We start from the raw sequence: 16,472 nt of genomic DNA on the forward strand, positions 1-16,472 counted from the left end.
TCCGTAGAGAGGAGAACAGTCGATGTCTACATTAATCCTCGGATTTCTGACTTCGCTGATCGTATCGTTTATTGCGACACCATATGTAAAAAAACTGGCTGAAAAGGTCGGGGCAGTAGATGCTCCCAACCAGCGCAAGGTACATACGCGAATTATGCCCCGCATGGGCGGACTTGCTATTTACCTGGGCTATCTGGTGGCTTTCTTCCTGTTCGTTCCTTACGCCAGCATGTCGGAAATGCTTGGAATTTTCATCGGCAGCACCATCGTGATGGCTGTGGGCATGCTGGATGACAAGTACCAGCTCTCGCCGAAATGGAAGCTGCTCGGCCAACTGATCGCCACAGCGATTGTCGTCATCCCGTTCGGACTGAAAATCGGCGTCGTCAATCTGCCGTATTCGGGCAGTATTGACTTTAGCAGCGGCTGGCTTTTCTGGCTGGCTATTCCGATCACGATGTTCTGGATTGTTGGTGTAACCAACGCCGTCAATCTGATCGACGGCCTGGATGGCTTGTCCGCAGGCGTCTCCGCTATCGCGGCAGGAACGATGGGCGTCATGGCCCTGCTGATGGGCGATTACAAGGTTGCGACTTACTGCTTCGTGCTTTTAGGAGCGATCCTGGGCTTTCTGTACTTCAACTTTCACCCGGCCCGCCTGTTCATGGGCGACACCGGTTCGCTTTTCTTAGGCTTCAACCTGGCTGCGCTGTCGATCATGGGCTTCAAGGAAGCGCTCTTCGTTTCCTTCATCATCCCGATCGTCGTGCTCGGCGTTCCGCTTTGGGACACGTTCTTCGCAATCGTGCGCCGCATCGTGAACAAAAAGCCGATCTCCAGCCCGGACAAGGGACACCTGCACCACTGTCTGCTGAACATGGGCCTGTCCCATCGTTCCACTGTGCTTACGATCTATTCGATCAGCATCTTTTTCGGCACGATGGCGATTCTGCTCACCAAAACGACAAAGTGGACGACCATCATCGTCATGGTCGTACTCCTGATCGCCATCCACCTGGGCACCGAAATCGTCGGCCTCGTCAGCCGCCGCCACCGCCCGCTGATTAATGCGTACAGACGGTTGAAGATCAAGCAAGCCGAGCAAGAGCGGCGGACGAATTAAGATCGTAGCCAAATGTAGCCACTGCATGTTTTATGCAGTGGCTTTTTTTCGCCAATTTTTAGGGGGAAGCTCTTAACTGTGGAAAGAAATTAGCCGATAAAGGAAAGGGGAAGGTCTGTCCCATCTCAGCTTAAACAGAGAATGGGACGAAAACTAGATTCAGAATAATAAGGAGAGGTGAAGAAATGAGTAAGCCAATTCAACAATTCCGTCGCTGGCTGGCCATGTGCTTGACGATGATGCTTGTTATTACGGGTGTGATACCTGCGTTATCGATAGACACAGCTAAGGCAGCAACGACTGTTTTAACATTTACCGATTCGCAAGGTACCGCTATAACTGATGGAGCAACCTTGTCAGCGCCAAAAGACGCTGGTAAACGAGTGACCGATCTATATGTAAAGTATGACGGTACTGGTCCGACGGATATTGAAGTTTACCTTAATGGGAAAATGGTACAGAAACAAACAAATGTAAACACAGCAGGACCTCATAAGATTAATGATTTGGATCTGAGTCCTGGCCTGAACACGGTACGTGTGTACTCTACTGCTGAATCCCAAGATGTCTACATTTATTACAAATATATGCCAGCAGATATGCCGATCATACTGGATGGCTATGCTGGAAAAGGAACAGATCCGTTTAACGCAGAACCATTTGGAAGCTCCAAAATTACACTGAAGGGGGTATTTGGAGCAGGGGTTAATGGGAATGCTCTTCGCCTGAAGATTACTCTCGGAAATGGGCAGATCGTATCTGGATTGGAAAAGCTCGCACCTTCAATCAGCGGGAGCACCTTTACTTTTTATGACGTTGCGTTGCAACCAGGGTTAAACAAGATTACGTTTTATGAAACAGTTGGCAGCGTGGTGAAGGAACACCTCCATTTTTATGTGAACTACAACAATACGCCAATTCTCGAAGAATTGAAAATTGAGGACATTGATCTGTCCCCGGTAGGAACTACCCTTGTGACTGTTCCCAGGGCAAATCAGCTTATTCTGGATTTGAACGGGATAGCCAAAAATGCCGATACAGTTGAGGTTCAAAATGCTGCGACAGGTGAAACTCTCCAAGCTGCGGCAAGTTCTTCTACTGGATTTTTCGCAATCAATCTCCCGGCGAAATTCGGCGAAAATCTGTTGCGGATCAGTGCTTATAATCAAAATAAGAAGATTGGCATATTCGAAAGAAAGATATTGGTGGTCACGACTACACCAAATGAGGCTGACCTGCTGTACGGAGTAAAAATCAATGAAAAAGAGTTAGATCCAGATGTCCCATTCAATTTGGATGATACTGTGACGACAGTGAAGTTGAGTGCAGAGGCGCTGGTTCAATTTGTGGATGATCCCGTAGCAAAAAAAGAGCTAAAAAGCTTCGAATTTGTACTCAATGATACGGACCCGCTTAGTAGTGCTTCTGAGATCGTTATTCCTGCAGAAAAAACAAAAAATGAAACAAACAACGGCTTTACACGATATTCCATTAAAGTAGATGATATACCTGCTCTGACGGTGGGGCATCAATATGAATTAACGTTGAGGTATAATTACGATGCTCCCGATTCAAATGGTACCATTGTAAGCAATCCAGTGAATGTCGGCCGTTTTACGTATTTGATTAACTTTGTGGATGGAAATAAGCCACAGTTTATCTCTGCGACATATTCAAATGGAGTATTAAGCACAACAGGGACCAACGTGATTAGTAAAGTTCCAGAAGACATTGAGATAACTGTGAAAAAAATGGATTTACCTGCTGGATCTGATCCAAATAGTGTTAGTGGATCTAGACTCAAAATATACTTGAACAACAAAGAATTGAAATCTAGTGACTATACTTTTATCTATGATAAAAATAAAAATGCAAATCTCTTTACTCTCAAAATCATTAATCCTGATGTAGGAAACGGTGTGTTGAAGCTTGTCTATGATACAGCATCTGATCCGTCAAAGCCACCATTACCAACCGATCCAGCAGATCGATTTGTTGCAGTAGAGTACAACATCAAGTGGCAAATTGCTCCTTATGCGCAATTAACTTATGTGGACAGTTTGGGGAATGTCAAAAGCTTTTATGATGGATTCGAGATTAACAGTGAGAGTGACATCCCAACACTGGATGGCCGGGTCTACAATTTTACCATCAATAGTGCCCGCACCAATATTGAAGCGAAATTAAATACCAGTACAATTACTTTGTCCGGATTATCAGATACTGCATTCCGAATTGACAAAACGAAGTGGAAAGACAAGTTGAAAAAAGGCGATAACACACTACAAGTAACTCTGATGGGTGCAACGCCGGTAGTTTATACTTACAAGATCCTGTATGTTACGTCAAAAGCACCTTCCATTGGAGATGTCAAGTTGTCCGTCATTCATAATGGCGACAACACAGAGCTAACTCAAAAAACAGGTGGGACTGATTATGACACAGGAGCTGCATTTTTAAGCAACTTCTCATTTACAGTTAATGACGCTACGCATGTTTACATTGAGAAAAACGGAAAACGTATCGTTGACTATCGATATGCCTCCAGTAAATGGACACAAGACAAGAGCAACAAGGAATATACGGATACTTTAAGCGAAATTCCAACCTCTTTGCAATCGAGGTTTGATACATCCAATTTTAGTGATAAAACCAAAACAACCTTTGAGGCTAAACTGAGTGCAACACAGTACAATTCAATCCTCAAGGACGTTCAAGATGTAGTGACCAAGAGTGAGGAGCAGGAAGCCACGTTGTCGTTGTTCCCGCTTAATTTGCGGAAGAATAACAACACCGTATATACGATTGTTGCAGAAGACGAAAACGGCACAGTAGTCAGATACAACATCACCATTGCGCAAAAAACGAATTCGTGGGAGGTTATTTCTCCTCGCAAAGCCAAACCGGAAGACAAGTATATTACGGTGAACAGCAATAGTGTTCCGATCAAGATTTTTGCAGAAAAAGCTGACAAAGTACTGTTTGGAAAAGTCGAGGCCACCGTAACAAATACGAAAGACCCTGATTTCGTGTTTGACAAGGATTTGGCAAAAGCGATACCGGAAACTTATTACGTCTTTACAGCTACTGTTCCTCTGAAGAAGGGGCTTAACACCATTAAATATTCAGTAGTTGTTGGCAGTAGTACCCATAATGACCAGATTCAGATTTACAACGCTGACTCTGCTGTCGACGGGGCGGAAAGCAGAGATGTGCTTGGCAAAAAAGTATCATTCAGCGTTTTTGATAAAGCACTGCAACTCAAGTTCCCATCTGGCACAGTATTGCTCGCTCCTTCGAGCAATCGTGCAGGAGAGGAAACGAAAAATCCGACAAAAGACATTTTTGTCGATGTTCCTTTGTACTTTGGGATTGCAGATCGTACGACCGGACAGGTTAGCATTGAAGGCGACAGCCTGAAATCAAGGCTTGGACTAGACAGTAATTTCAATTACGGTAGCCCACTCTACTATATAGATGCAGGTGACACCGAGAATCCGGGCGGTCGTGATCCTTATTACGACGAATCTGATGGCGAAGAGTTCAAAGATCGTTATCAGGAAAATCTGGTTCCAAGCAAACAGGGCACATTAACAATCCAGTACGATACCTCCATCGTCAACGCAGCAAACAATGTTTTGACTGTGTACTATCATGATGGTAAAGAGTGGAGAAATATTGGCGGAGTGGTTAACACCGGGCAAAAATCAATCACCGTTCCATTTAGCGGTTTTGGATACTACATGGTAATGAAAAATCGTGAATCTTTTGAGGATGTAGTCACTCACGATTTCGCCCGTGACGCCATGGAGACACTCTACTCGAAAGGAATCATGCCGGCATATAGTGGCAGCAGCTTCGGAGCAAACCGAGACATGACCAGGGGAGAATTTGCAACTATGCTTGTGAAGGCTTTGGCCCTTCCAATCAAAGCAGGTCCATATCGTGACAGTAATGAAAAGGACCCCGTCTCACCAACTTTTGTCGATGTGCGCCCAAGCCGTGATACCTGGGACTACCAATACAAATATGTAGAAACGGCTGCACGTGCAGGTATCATTCGCGGTAAACAGCCTGGTTACTTCCGTCCGGACGATTCGTTGACTCGCGAAGAGGCAGCGATTATGATAGCACGGGCATTGAATCTGAAGCTCGGCACACTGGATACATCGAAAATCGCTTTGGACAAAATGTTTACGGATGCTAAGGATGTAGGTTACTATGCTGCGCCGTCAGTGCTTGCTGTTAGCAAGGCAAAACTGATGAACGGCGAGCCTAACGATCCAACAGCGAAAAAACCAACGTATAGCTTTAAGCCGACTAATAACCTGACACGCGCCGAAATGGCCATCATCACAGTCCGTGTTATGGTCCAACTCAAAAAACTCCCTAAACAGTAATTCAGAATTGCGCTATATAATAGAAGAAAAGCTGAAGAGGTTCGTCGCCTCTTCAGCTTTTTTCGTAGGAAAAGCCACCGGATACAACAACTACACGTTCAAGCAAGCAACTTTACTCCCCTACTCATCCCCGACAGCTTCCACAGGCACCTCAACATACTCCTTCTCACCGAGTACAATCTGCGCCTGCCCATTCGTCAAATCAGTAAACCGCTCCACAAACGCATCCTGCCCACCCTCAGGAATCAACACATGCGCCGTGACCTTGTCCGTAAAATCGGTCCCGCTCACCCGATATTCCCCGATGCGCAGCTCGTTTTCCACCTTGCCCCACCACGTATAGTCCACGCTGACCGAGATAGCCTGGTGCAGAGTATGCACGACAATCTTGGCGGCTTTCAAGGCAGTGACCGTTCCCGCCGTGTAAGCCCGGACAAGCCCGCCAGCGCCCAGCTTGATTCCGCCGAAGTAACGGGTCACGACTACCACAGTATCCTTGACGCCGTTTTTCTTGATGCACTCCAGGATCGGCTTGCCTGCCGTACCACTAGGCTCGCCATCATCACTTGAGCGTTGAATCTGGTCGTTTTCGCCGATGACAAAAGCGGAGCAATTGTGGGTGGCATCCCAGTGCTTCTTTTTAATCATGGCGATAAAAGCAACCGCTTCTTCTTCCGTCGTAACCCGCTGCGCATAGCCGATGAAGCGGGAGCGCTCGATGACGATGTAGTCCTCTCCATAGCCAGCGACGGTTTTGTATTCTGTAAGCATCGATCAATCACCTCAAGAAAAGGATAGCATGCAAAAATGATGTTGGCGAATCCTGAAATGTTTTTGACACAGAATCGTAGTAATCTATGAGGCAAAGAAGGACTAAATCAGAAAGGGATGATCTATACATGTTAAAGTGCGTGTAATCCCTTATGAAAATGCTGGTAGGGCACTAATTTTTCGTGTGCGAAACATTACTCTGTGATATAGTGATCTTGGGACAAACTGTAATATTTCAAGTAGTGAAAAGTTTTACAATCAATACAAGCAAAAGGAGTGGAATCACGTGAATTTTCCATATTCGAGCAACAAGTGGATGAGCATCAGTTTGGCGGCTGTACTCACAACCGCAATTGGAGCAGGAACCTTGACGGCATCTGCCAATACAGGAACAGAGGCGGCGAAACCGGCGCAGCCAGCACAAACAGTAGCAGCGGAAACAGGCAATACAACGACATCCGAGACTGCTGCACTGGAAGAGCTGACGCTGGAAAAAGCGATTGAACAAGCGTTGCAAACCAACAATACGCTCCAGAATGCACGTATTGACGCGAAAAATGCGGATTTGAACGAATCGCTTTCCTATATTACCTCTGCTGACATGTCCAAAGATATGATCGATTCCCTGGAAGGAACAAAAGAACAATTGAACGCCGCAAAGGCCAAGTACGTAGGGAATGCACAAGCAGAGATCAACAAAAAACTGAATGCACTGATGGTGAAAGCTACAGAATCCAAAATCAGATTGGGTGCGCAAAATGTCTACTACAACCTCATTTTTGCGCAGGACGACTATGAATTGAAAAAACAAAGCCTGACGCGTGCAGAAACGCAACTGAAAGTGGCCAAAGCGGCATTTGATGTGGGAACAAAAGCAAAAACAGACGTCCTGCAGGCAGAAATGGGCGTAGCAGGGGCAAAGGCTGCTTTGACATCCGCAGCAAATGCGGTAGAAGTAGCGCGCATGGATTTGAATGATTTTCTTGGCGTTGACCTGAACAAAAAGTGGAAGATCGTCTCCAGCAACAAACAGGTTGCGCCGATTTCCTTGACTTTGGAGCAAGCACAAGCTCAGGCTCTTTCCAAACGTGTCGAGATGACAAAAGTACAGGAAGAACTGAATTTGGCAGAACTGAACGTCAAATTGATCGAGGAGTATTCGGCATTGTCGACCCTCCAAGGCCGTCAAGCCCGCAATAACGTAGATAAGTCGAAAATGGCGATCGAGGAACAAAAACGCACCATCTCCAAGGAAGTTGCCCAAGCTTATTTGAATCTGAATGCGGCAAGAGAGGCGATTGAGTTCCAGAAAACAGCGAAAAACTCTGCTGCCGAGAGCTACCGTCTGACAAATCTGCGCTTTGAAAACGGCCTGGCGACTACACTTGAAGTGATCCAGGCAGAAGAAGAGCTTTCCGACCGCGAGAACCAGTATCAAAAAGCGATTCTCAACTACAACCTGGCTGTCGTAAACTTTGAAACAGCACTCGGCAACTAGGCTTGTGTGACCAAGAAAGATTTGTAAGGTTTTGAACAGAACTGGAAAAAGGTTCAATGGTGACAGTCCGCCCTGCGTACCCTATAATACGAAGTGTGGCGGATGTCACTTCGTACATAATCGACAGGTGAATACGAACCCACGAAAAAATCTTTAAATTTTTTTCGAAGGCGCCGCAACTTTTGATTGGCTCAGGCGTTTAATAGGATGTCACACGAAATACGGGGAATTGTGTAAAAAAGATTCACGAATTCTAGCACTTGTGTTACACTATTGATTGTTGCATTTTACACAATACTGAATATACTAGATATTTTTAACACAAAAAAGCGAAGCTGGCCTGCGAAAGGAGGTGACACGCGCTTGCAGGATTCGGGCTTTAAAAAGAAAGATAGATTAACAACAAATATTCCCCAAGAACAATTTGTTTATACTAGAGGAGGAGAACACAAGGTTATGAAAAAGGTCGTTAACAGTGTATTGGCTAGTGCACTCGCACTTTCTGTTGCTCCAATGGCTTTCGCAGCAGAAGATGCAACTACAACAGCTCCTAAAATGGACGCTGCAATGGAAAAAACCGTTAAGCGCCTCGAAGCTCTTGGCCTGGTAGCAGGTTATGGCAACGGCGAATACGGTGTAGACAAAACAATCACTCGTGCAGAGTTCGCTACTCTGATCGTTCGCGCTCGCGGACTGGAGCAAGGTGCGAAACTGGCACAGTTCAACACTACTTATACTGACGTTAAATCTACCGATTGGTTTGCTGGTTTCGTAAACGTAGCTTCCGGCGAAGAAATCGTAAAAGGTTTCCCGGACAAATCCTTCAAACCACAAAACCAAGTTACTTACGCTGAAGCGGTAACTATGATCGTTCGTGCACTGGGTTATGAGCCAGCAGTTCGTGGCGTATGGCCAAACAGCATGATCTCCAAAGCTTCCGAGCTGAACATTGCTAAGAGCATCACTACTCCTAACAATGCAGCAACTCGTGGCGACATCTTCAAAATGCTGGACAACGCTCTTCGCGTAGACCTGATGGAGCAAGTTGAGTTCGGAACTGACGTTCGTTACGAAGTTACCAACAAAACTCTCCTGACGAAATACCTGAAAGTAACTGTAGTTGACATGGATTGGGCTCATGAGAAAGATCATGATTCCGACCATCTGCCACTCGTTACTAACGTACCGGCAATCGGCCTGGGTAAACTGAAAGCGAACGAAATTACCCTGAACGGTAGAGAAGCTCGTCTGGGCAACACTACTTACAAAGTTGCTGACGGTATCAACCCTAACGACTTCGATGGTCAACGCGTACAAGTGTGGATCAAAGATGACAGAGAAAACGTAATCGTTTGGATGGAAGGTTCCGAGGACGAAGAAGTAGTATTGGATCGTCTGAGCGAATTTACCCTCAAAGGTAAAACTACTGACGGTAAAAACCTGAGCACTTCCGATCTGGCAGATCTGAAAGTGGAACTGGATGCAAGCGGCAAAACTTACCGCTTCAACAAAAACTCCAAAATTACTTACAACTTCAAACGTTACAGCGATCCAGTTGACGCTCTGAAAGAGATCATCTCTGCTAACGACAGCTTTGGTGTGAAAGTTGTTCTGGACAGCAATAACGAAGTTTCTTACATGCACGTAATTGACGACACCCAAATGGACCTGAACTCCAAAGCGAAATACGGTTCTGAAGTGATCGGCAAAATCGATGTTGAGAAAAAGAAAATCACCAACCTCGACACTGGTAAGTTCAACAAGCTGGAAGACAAAGAAGAAGGCAAAGACTTCCTGGTATTCCTGGATGGCAAACCAGCGAAACTGAGCGACCTGAAAGAAGGCGACGTATACTCTGTATACTACGCTGATGGCGATGAAGACAAACTGTTGGTATTCGCTAACCGCACAGTAGTAGAAGGTAAAGTTGACAAAGTAGTTAGCCGCAGCACATCTGACTTCCGTCTAACTGTTGGCGGCAAAACTTACCGTATCTACCCAGGTGCCACTTACTCCGATAACGGAAACAAAGACGTTAAAGAGCTTGATGACAAAAACTGGGATTTGGTATCCAACCTGGATTCCGAAACAGTGAAACTGGTACTGGATGCTTCCGGCCGCGTTCGTCACATTGAAACGAAAGATCCAATCGACGATCGTAAACAAAAAGCAATCGTTACCAAAGGTGTTGTTTACAACACTGCGAAAGACACTTACGACTTCACTGTGTTGACTCAAAAAGGTAAAAAACTGGCTCTGTCCCTGGAAAAAGAGGACATTTACAACGCTGAAGGCAAACACTACGGCCGCGACAACATGGAAGCTGATGAGCTGGAAGACATCCTGCAACCAAGCAAAGATGAGTCCATCGCTCTGCTGGAAGTAACTTTGGATTCCAAAGGCGAAGTTGACAAAGTTCAAATTCTGGATTCCAAACTGCGTAAATCGTCCGGTTCTGCTTGGGATAAACTGGCAGACGAAACCGACGATGTTGTTGGCGACTACGAAGTAACCGACAAAACTGCCATCTTCAAAATGACTGGCAAATTGGATACGTCTTCCAAACGCGCTGAACTGAAAAACCCAGGCATTGCTAAGTTCAAAGATATCGCTGACGAGGACGATCTGACAGTTTACTACTCCGTTGATGAAGATAAAGACGAAGTAGAAGCGATCTTCGTAGTAGAAGGCGACGGTCTGACTGGCGACACTTACTACGGTGTAGTTACAGAATACGGTTCTTCCAACAGACAAGACACCATCAAAGTTATTACTAAAGATGGCGACTCTGTAACAACAAAAGAGTACAAATTGGACGATGATCGTGAAGAGTTGCAAGATCGTGGTATCAAACGCGGCGACTTCATCGCATTCCAATTGAACTCCGATGATGAAGTAGTTGTTGATGACGTTATCGAAGTTGTTAACAACAAAGCAATCAATCTTAAAAACAACGTACAACTGGTGGATAAATCCGAGTGGAAAAATGCTAGCATCGAGAAACTGACAGTTGCTCGTGTAGATGATGTTAACGGCAACACCATCACTTACGAAGCTGGCAAAGGCGATACTCGCAAACTGCTGACTAAATCTTCCACTGCTTTCATCGACGTATACGATGATTTCGAAGCTGAAGATGGCGTAGAAGAAGGCGACTACATCGTTCTGCTGGACAGCAGCGAAATCGACGGCGATCGTTATGACTACGTTCTGATCGTAGGTAGCGTAGACTGGGTAGAAAAAGAAGGCGTCGATGAAAAAGCTGTTGAAGACTTCCTGAAACAATCTTTCGGCGGCGACGATACTTGGAATGCTATTCCTTCTACTGCAACAGGACAAAAATTCCAAATCGGTACTGTATTCACTTACCTGGTAACTGTTGATCTTAACGACGGCATCGAAGCATCTGACGTTAAATCTGCAGTAATCGAAGTTGCTGGTAAAACTTTCGAAGGTACTGTAGCAAATGGAGAAATCACATTTGAATTCACAGGTTCCTTTGATGCAAAAGATGCAAAAATCGTTGTAACTAACAATGATGGTGAAACAGATACTGCAAATGTGACAATTACAGCTAAGAAGTAATTTTGTAAACTTTGCAGAAATCTATTAGTGAGTCAAGCAACGGAGGGATTCACCTCCTTCCGTTGCTTGTTACATACTCACTCCCGAATAAATAGACTTCCTAATCAAACTTACGGAGGGGTAGTACGTGAATAAAAAAGTAGCTCTTTCCTTGCTTTCTGCTACAGTGTTTGCCAGCATGACAGCTTCCGCTTTTGCAGCACCTAAGTCTGGTGTATACATGGGTGGAGACGTAGACAGATACTATGCATTGACCGACCTTTTCAAACTGAATGACGCTGGTTATGCGAAATTCCAATCCGACCTGGCTAAAACCAAGTTTGAAAACCTGATCTTCGTTGACCACGATGGTAAAGGTGCAAGCCTGAAAGAAATCCTGTCCAGCACTCAAGATTTCGAGAAAATCAAAAGAGATCTGAAACAGACTGATTTCGAAGGCGAATATGCAAAATCCAACCTGGATGGTACTAACGGTGAGTCCTACGACCCACGCAAAGACATCACTCCAGAGCCAACTGGCGAACTGAAAGTTGAGTCGGTAAGTGCTAATAACCTCAAAACTGTAGTTGTAAATTTCAACGCTGAAGTTGGTTCTACAATCACCAAAGGCACTAACGTCAAGTTTAGTGTCAATGGAGTTGCAAAAGATGCTGCTGACTACACTGCAACACTTTCTGAGGATAAAAAATCCTTGGTTATCTACACAGCTAGTCAGTTCAACCAAAGCGACAAGGTGAAAGTTGAATTTGTTGATCTGCAGGATACTAAAGGTGGCAAACTGAGCACATCTGTTGAAGCAACTGTTATTGACACTACTTTCCCTGAAATCAAATCGGTTCAAGTCCTCAGCTCCAAATCTTTGAAAGTAACTGCATCTGAGCCGATCGCTGCATTGGTTCCTGATACAGGATTTGCAGTGAGATCTGAAGTTAAAGTTGATGGTGTATCACTTCCTGTTGAAGTAGTTCGTAACGAAGTAGATAACACCTTAACCTTGAACTTTGGTCAAAGTTTGACAGTAGGCGAACATAAATTGGCATTGTCTGGTTTGAAAGACTATGCAAATTTCAAAATTGCCGATAAAGAACTGGCATTTACAGTATCTGGTGATACAGTAGCTCCTACGATTGCATCTGCAAAAGCGCTTGATAAGGATACTGTAGAAGTTACTTTCTCTGAACCTGTGGCAAATATTGGGACTTTTACCATTAACGGCAAAACATTTACCCAAGCAGACGTTAATGGTACTAAAGTTAAGGCTAATGCATCTAAAACAGTATACACATTTAAGGACTCTGATTTGGTTGCTGGATTGGCGTCTTTGGTAGAAATTACGGTTAAATATAAAGATGTTGCTGACGTTGAGGGGAATAAAACTACAACTGAAACAACATTTAAATTTAAGGCTGAAGATGACACAGTAAAACCAACTGTGACATTGAACCTTAAATCTGATAACTCTTTGGAAATCTTCTACTCTGAGACGATTTCTAATCCAGGAACAATTACTGTTAAAGATGCAAATGGTGCAGTAGTTGTTAACCAAAAAGATTTGAAAAGCTACTACAATGCAACTGACAAAAAAGCTACAGTTCCAGCAGCAGATTTGAAACTCACTGGAAAAGATGCAGCTGCTTATTCTGTAACTATTAAAGGGTTTAAAGATAACTCTATTCGCACAAACGAAGGCGATGAGTATACTCAAACTCTGACAAATAAGGATTTAAATCCTCCAAAAGCAGAGAAAGCAGTTCTCTCTACTGACGGAAAATCTATTAACATTTATTTCTCTGAGCCTATGGATACCGCATCCCTGGCTAACAAAGAGAACTACCTGCTCGGTGGCAAGTATTTGTCCTCCATTACTGGAGCAACAATTACAACTGCCGGAGATGCTAAGTCTGTTAAACTGTCTTTTACTGAGGCAAGAACAGAGAATGCTCTTAAAGTCCTTGGCTTGAAAGATGCTGCAGGTAATATTGTATCCAATTTCAACACTGATATTGAAATTGTAAAAGTTGATTCAATCAACTTTACACACGAAGCTATTGATTCGGCCTCTGTAAAAGCAATTGCAACTAATAAGGTTGAGCTGAGCTTAGCTACAAACTATGCTAAAGATTACACCTTTGGTAATGTTAATCCAAGCTCCTTTGCCTTCTATGATGCTCAATCTGAGAAACCAAATGCAAAGTATGTTGCAACTGGGTATACTCTCAGCACTGATAAGAAAAAATTGACTTTGACTCTGAATGGTGATTTGTTCGCTAACGCTACTTCAGATGGAGCAAACGGTGCAGTATACCTCGCGGTGACAAATGATGTTACTACAAATAGCGCTGGTAAGCCATTGACTATTGCTACAACAAATGGTATTAAAGTTAACGACGCAATTAAACCATCTCTGAGCAAAGTTGAGGCTGGTAACACTATCGATGGTAACGATGTCGTAGAGAAAAACCAATTCACTATCACCTTCTCTGAAGCTGTTAAAGCTACAGATGCAGATGCTCTCCTTAGCGACGTAGTTGTACGTGACGATGCGGGAAGCTTGGTAGGAACTGATGTATTGAACATCGTAAACGAAAGCGATCTTGGTAATGGTCTGAAATCCATCGTAGTTGAGCTTACTGATGAAGAGGTTCAAGCTGGCAACCACACTTTCACTGTTGCTATTCCAGCTCCACGTAAAGTAACCGATATTAAAGGAAATGTGGTTAGTGAATCCGCTGCAAAATCCGTTACATTTGCGGTTGATATCGTCCCTGCTCCAGCAGAGGTAGTATTGGCTGATGGTTCTCAAGGTACCGCTGGAGATGGCGAAATCACTGGTTTAACTAGCGGTAAAACTTATAAAGTAACTGTAGGTACAGGCGATAGTGCTGTAGTTAAGTACGTTAAAGAAGACGGTACGCTCTCTGATACTAAAACAGATGCAGCTGCTTTGACTGGTACTAAAATTACAGGTCTGAGCAACGGTACAACTTACAAAGTTGAGGAGTTTGTAGTTGAACCAACAGAGGTAGTATTGGCTGATGGTTCTCAAGGTACCGCTGGAGATGGCGAAATCACTGGTTTAACTAGCGGTAAAAAGTATAAAGTAACTGTAGGTACAGGCGATAGTGCTGTAGTTAAGTACGTTAAAGAAGACGGTACGCTCTCTGATACTGAAACAGATGCAGCTGCTTTGACTGGTACTAAAATTACAGGTCTGACCAATGGTGAAACTTACAAAGTAGAAGAAATCTCTTAATAAAACCACGAAACGTTACTTCATAAACTCAACTGAGTGAAAGAAGTGGAGAAGGCCCCTTAGGCAATGCAACAATGCTGAGACTAAGGGGTTTTTTTCTAACTATCTTGTTGAATTGATTGGTGTAACTCCAATCCATGAGAACAGCCTATATACTCATGTGCCTAATCCTCCTGCACGGAAGCAGTCCTATACCAATTGCATCCGTGAAGTCAGGTGAAGTCGTACTTGCTGAGATGCAAGGCGGGGCTCTTTAAAAGTTGGCTAAGGTCAGGCGACGAATCCATGTAGACCCAATACGAGATAGCTGTTGCCAGGTTAAGAAGCGCTAGGGGTTTGGCAGCAGTCGATGTACGTGAGATCGTACAGACGAAACAGGAACAATTCAGGCTGTTAAACCTGTTTTTCTCGTATTGTATAGTGGGGACCTACGGTCAGCAAAAATAGGGATAGACAAGGTGGAACGTTTGAAGTCTTATCGGAAGAGGTGGGGTAGCACCAGCGAGGCCGGTAAGATGGCGGCGGGTTCGTAGTAGTGATAATGGCCTGCCGTTTGAACCCGTAGTGGTAACACAAGCGGGGAGGGGAAAACTGGTCGGAGCGAAGGAACCCAGTCAGCGGATAAGAAGGATACGAGAACTTAAAATGGGCATTTTAGTTTCTCAAATTCACAATTGAAGAACAACCAAGAGGGATCACAGATTTATGAATTTCTGTAATCCCTCTTGGCGTTTATTTGATTGATCCGTTGATGGAACGCCGTGTGCGATGAAAGTCGCCTGCACGGTGTAAACCTGATCGAAAACTGCTTGTTAGTAAGTAGTTAGTCAGGAATAGCGAAGTTATCCAAGAAATTACCAGTAAGGAAGTTACTCTGTTTGACTTTTCGACGATCTACGCGGGACAAGCCAAAATAACAAGCAAGGCCATACAGAGTACGAACTTTAAAAGTAATCCCAAAAGCTTTTCACTTTCAGACGGGGATATTACGATTGATGTTATCTTGGAAAATGACATTCCCTTGAATGAATATGCGGACACGCCAGTAAAAGCCATGCAGTCATTTGTGGATAGCACCATTCAAGATTATTGCAATGCTCATGGTATTAGCTTAGGAACCCGGACGTTAGCCGCAGTTTATTATGGAGGAGATGGCTTTACAGTCACTCGCCTTAAGCCAGGATCAAATAATGTCTTGAAAATTGGTGGTGAAGATTGGCAAGAGTTTTTCGATCAAAATGTCGCCTATGGAACAGACGAAGACACCAGCCAAAACCGTACCTTTACCATTAGTGACGGAACGAAAACGGCAACTATTACCCTGGTTTGGAATCTCAACGGGATGGACGACCTTGTCGATGCCATCAATGATGAATTGACATCAGCAGGCGTACAGGGGACAGCGGAAAAGGTAAATTCAAGTACATTTAAAATTGTTGCGAAAAAAGCCAACATCACGATTACAATAGGCGGAGCTGACAGTAACGATTTCTTTTAGAGGCTGGTTGACCGGAAATCAAATGGAGTGAGTCTACCGAGTGGTAGGCTCTATTTTTTCTGGACTTACTGAAAAACACTTATGAAACTCACTGAAAAGGACTAATGCCCATCCGATGAAACACCAATCCTCAGTAACTCCAAGTAATCTTCCCATCGTCCTCTCACTGCAAATTATAAAAACTGCAGCTAGTCCCTCATTCATCCCACTTTTTTTCCCTCCGCACTGAAATAGAGCCGAACATACGTTTCTAACGAGATTTGAATATGTGAACGCTCACCAAAATGTTGACCACTTTGCTCATCATAAAGTTACCCACCTGACAGTTTGAGCACACGTCATCA

The 16,472-nt window shown here is 44.2% G+C and carries 7 protein-coding genes; 6 read left to right on the forward strand and 1 reads right to left on the reverse strand.

The genetic code is table 11. From position 1 onward, the window contains the following. Window positions 1-22 precede the first annotated feature (22 nt). Both AC3WQH_RS05715 and AC3WQH_RS05720 read left to right on the forward strand, forming a co-directional pair. The gene (locus AC3WQH_RS05715) at window positions 23-1,123 is read left to right on the forward strand and encodes a glycosyltransferase family 4 protein (protein WP_290426050.1); all 1,101 of its coding nucleotides are present in this window, start codon (window positions 23-25) and stop codon (window positions 1,121-1,123) included. Window positions 1,124-1,308: 185 nt separating this feature from the next. Further along, entirely contained in the window at window positions 1,309-5,523 is a 4,215-nt protein-coding gene (locus AC3WQH_RS05720; RefSeq protein WP_492331938.1) for an S-layer homology domain-containing protein, read from the forward strand. A 120-nt stretch (window positions 5,524-5,643) separates the two neighbouring features. On the opposite strand, the gene AC3WQH_RS05725 is transcribed toward AC3WQH_RS05720, so the two are convergent. Then, a complete protein-coding gene (locus AC3WQH_RS05725; RefSeq protein WP_283858373.1) occupies window positions 5,644-6,294 on the reverse strand; it encodes a YigZ family protein in 651 nt (216 codons plus the stop codon). 286 nt (window positions 6,295-6,580) lie between these two features. On the opposite strand from AC3WQH_RS05725, the gene AC3WQH_RS05730 reads away from it, so the two are divergent. The 4 genes from AC3WQH_RS05730 (at window position 6,581) to AC3WQH_RS05745 (ending at window position 16,128) form a co-directional block, all read left to right on the forward strand. Then, window positions 6,581-7,792 (forward strand): TolC family protein, encoded by a 1,212-nt coding sequence (locus tag AC3WQH_RS05730; RefSeq protein WP_007778481.1) that lies wholly within the window; start codon window positions 6,581-6,583, stop codon window positions 7,790-7,792. Between the two features lie 456 nt (window positions 7,793-8,248). Beyond that, entirely contained in the window at window positions 8,249-11,377 is a 3,129-nt protein-coding gene (locus AC3WQH_RS05735; RefSeq protein WP_492331940.1) for an S-layer homology domain-containing protein, read from the forward strand. A gap of 127 nt (window positions 11,378-11,504) precedes the next feature. After that, a complete protein-coding gene (locus AC3WQH_RS05740) occupies window positions 11,505-14,630 on the forward strand; it encodes a hypothetical protein (RefSeq protein ID WP_492331939.1) in 3,126 nt (1,041 codons plus the stop codon). Window positions 14,631-15,633: 1,003 nt separating this feature from the next. Further along, window positions 15,634-16,128 (forward strand): hypothetical protein, encoded by a 495-nt coding sequence (locus AC3WQH_RS05745; protein ID WP_429848975.1) that lies wholly within the window; start codon window positions 15,634-15,636, stop codon window positions 16,126-16,128. Window positions 16,129-16,472: the final 344 nt, after the last annotated feature.

It is taken from the genome of Brevibacillus sp. FW301-21C12A (genome assembly GCF_058788915.1).

What these genes read in the sequence shown, in the direction of transcription:
- AC3WQH_RS05720 (WP_492331938.1), top strand. Translation starts at nt 1,309, where the DNA reads ATGAGTAAGCCAATTCAACAATTCCGTCGCTGGCTGGCCATGTGCTTG.
- AC3WQH_RS05715 (WP_290426050.1), top strand. Translation starts at nt 23, where the DNA reads ATGTCTACATTAATCCTCGGATTTCTGACTTCGCTGATCGTATCGTTT.
- AC3WQH_RS05725 (WP_283858373.1), bottom strand. Translation starts at nt 6,294, where the DNA reads ATGCTTACAGAATACAAAACCGTCGCTGGCTATGGAGAGGACTACATC.
- AC3WQH_RS05735 (WP_492331940.1), top strand. Translation starts at nt 8,249, where the DNA reads ATGAAAAAGGTCGTTAACAGTGTATTGGCTAGTGCACTCGCACTTTCT.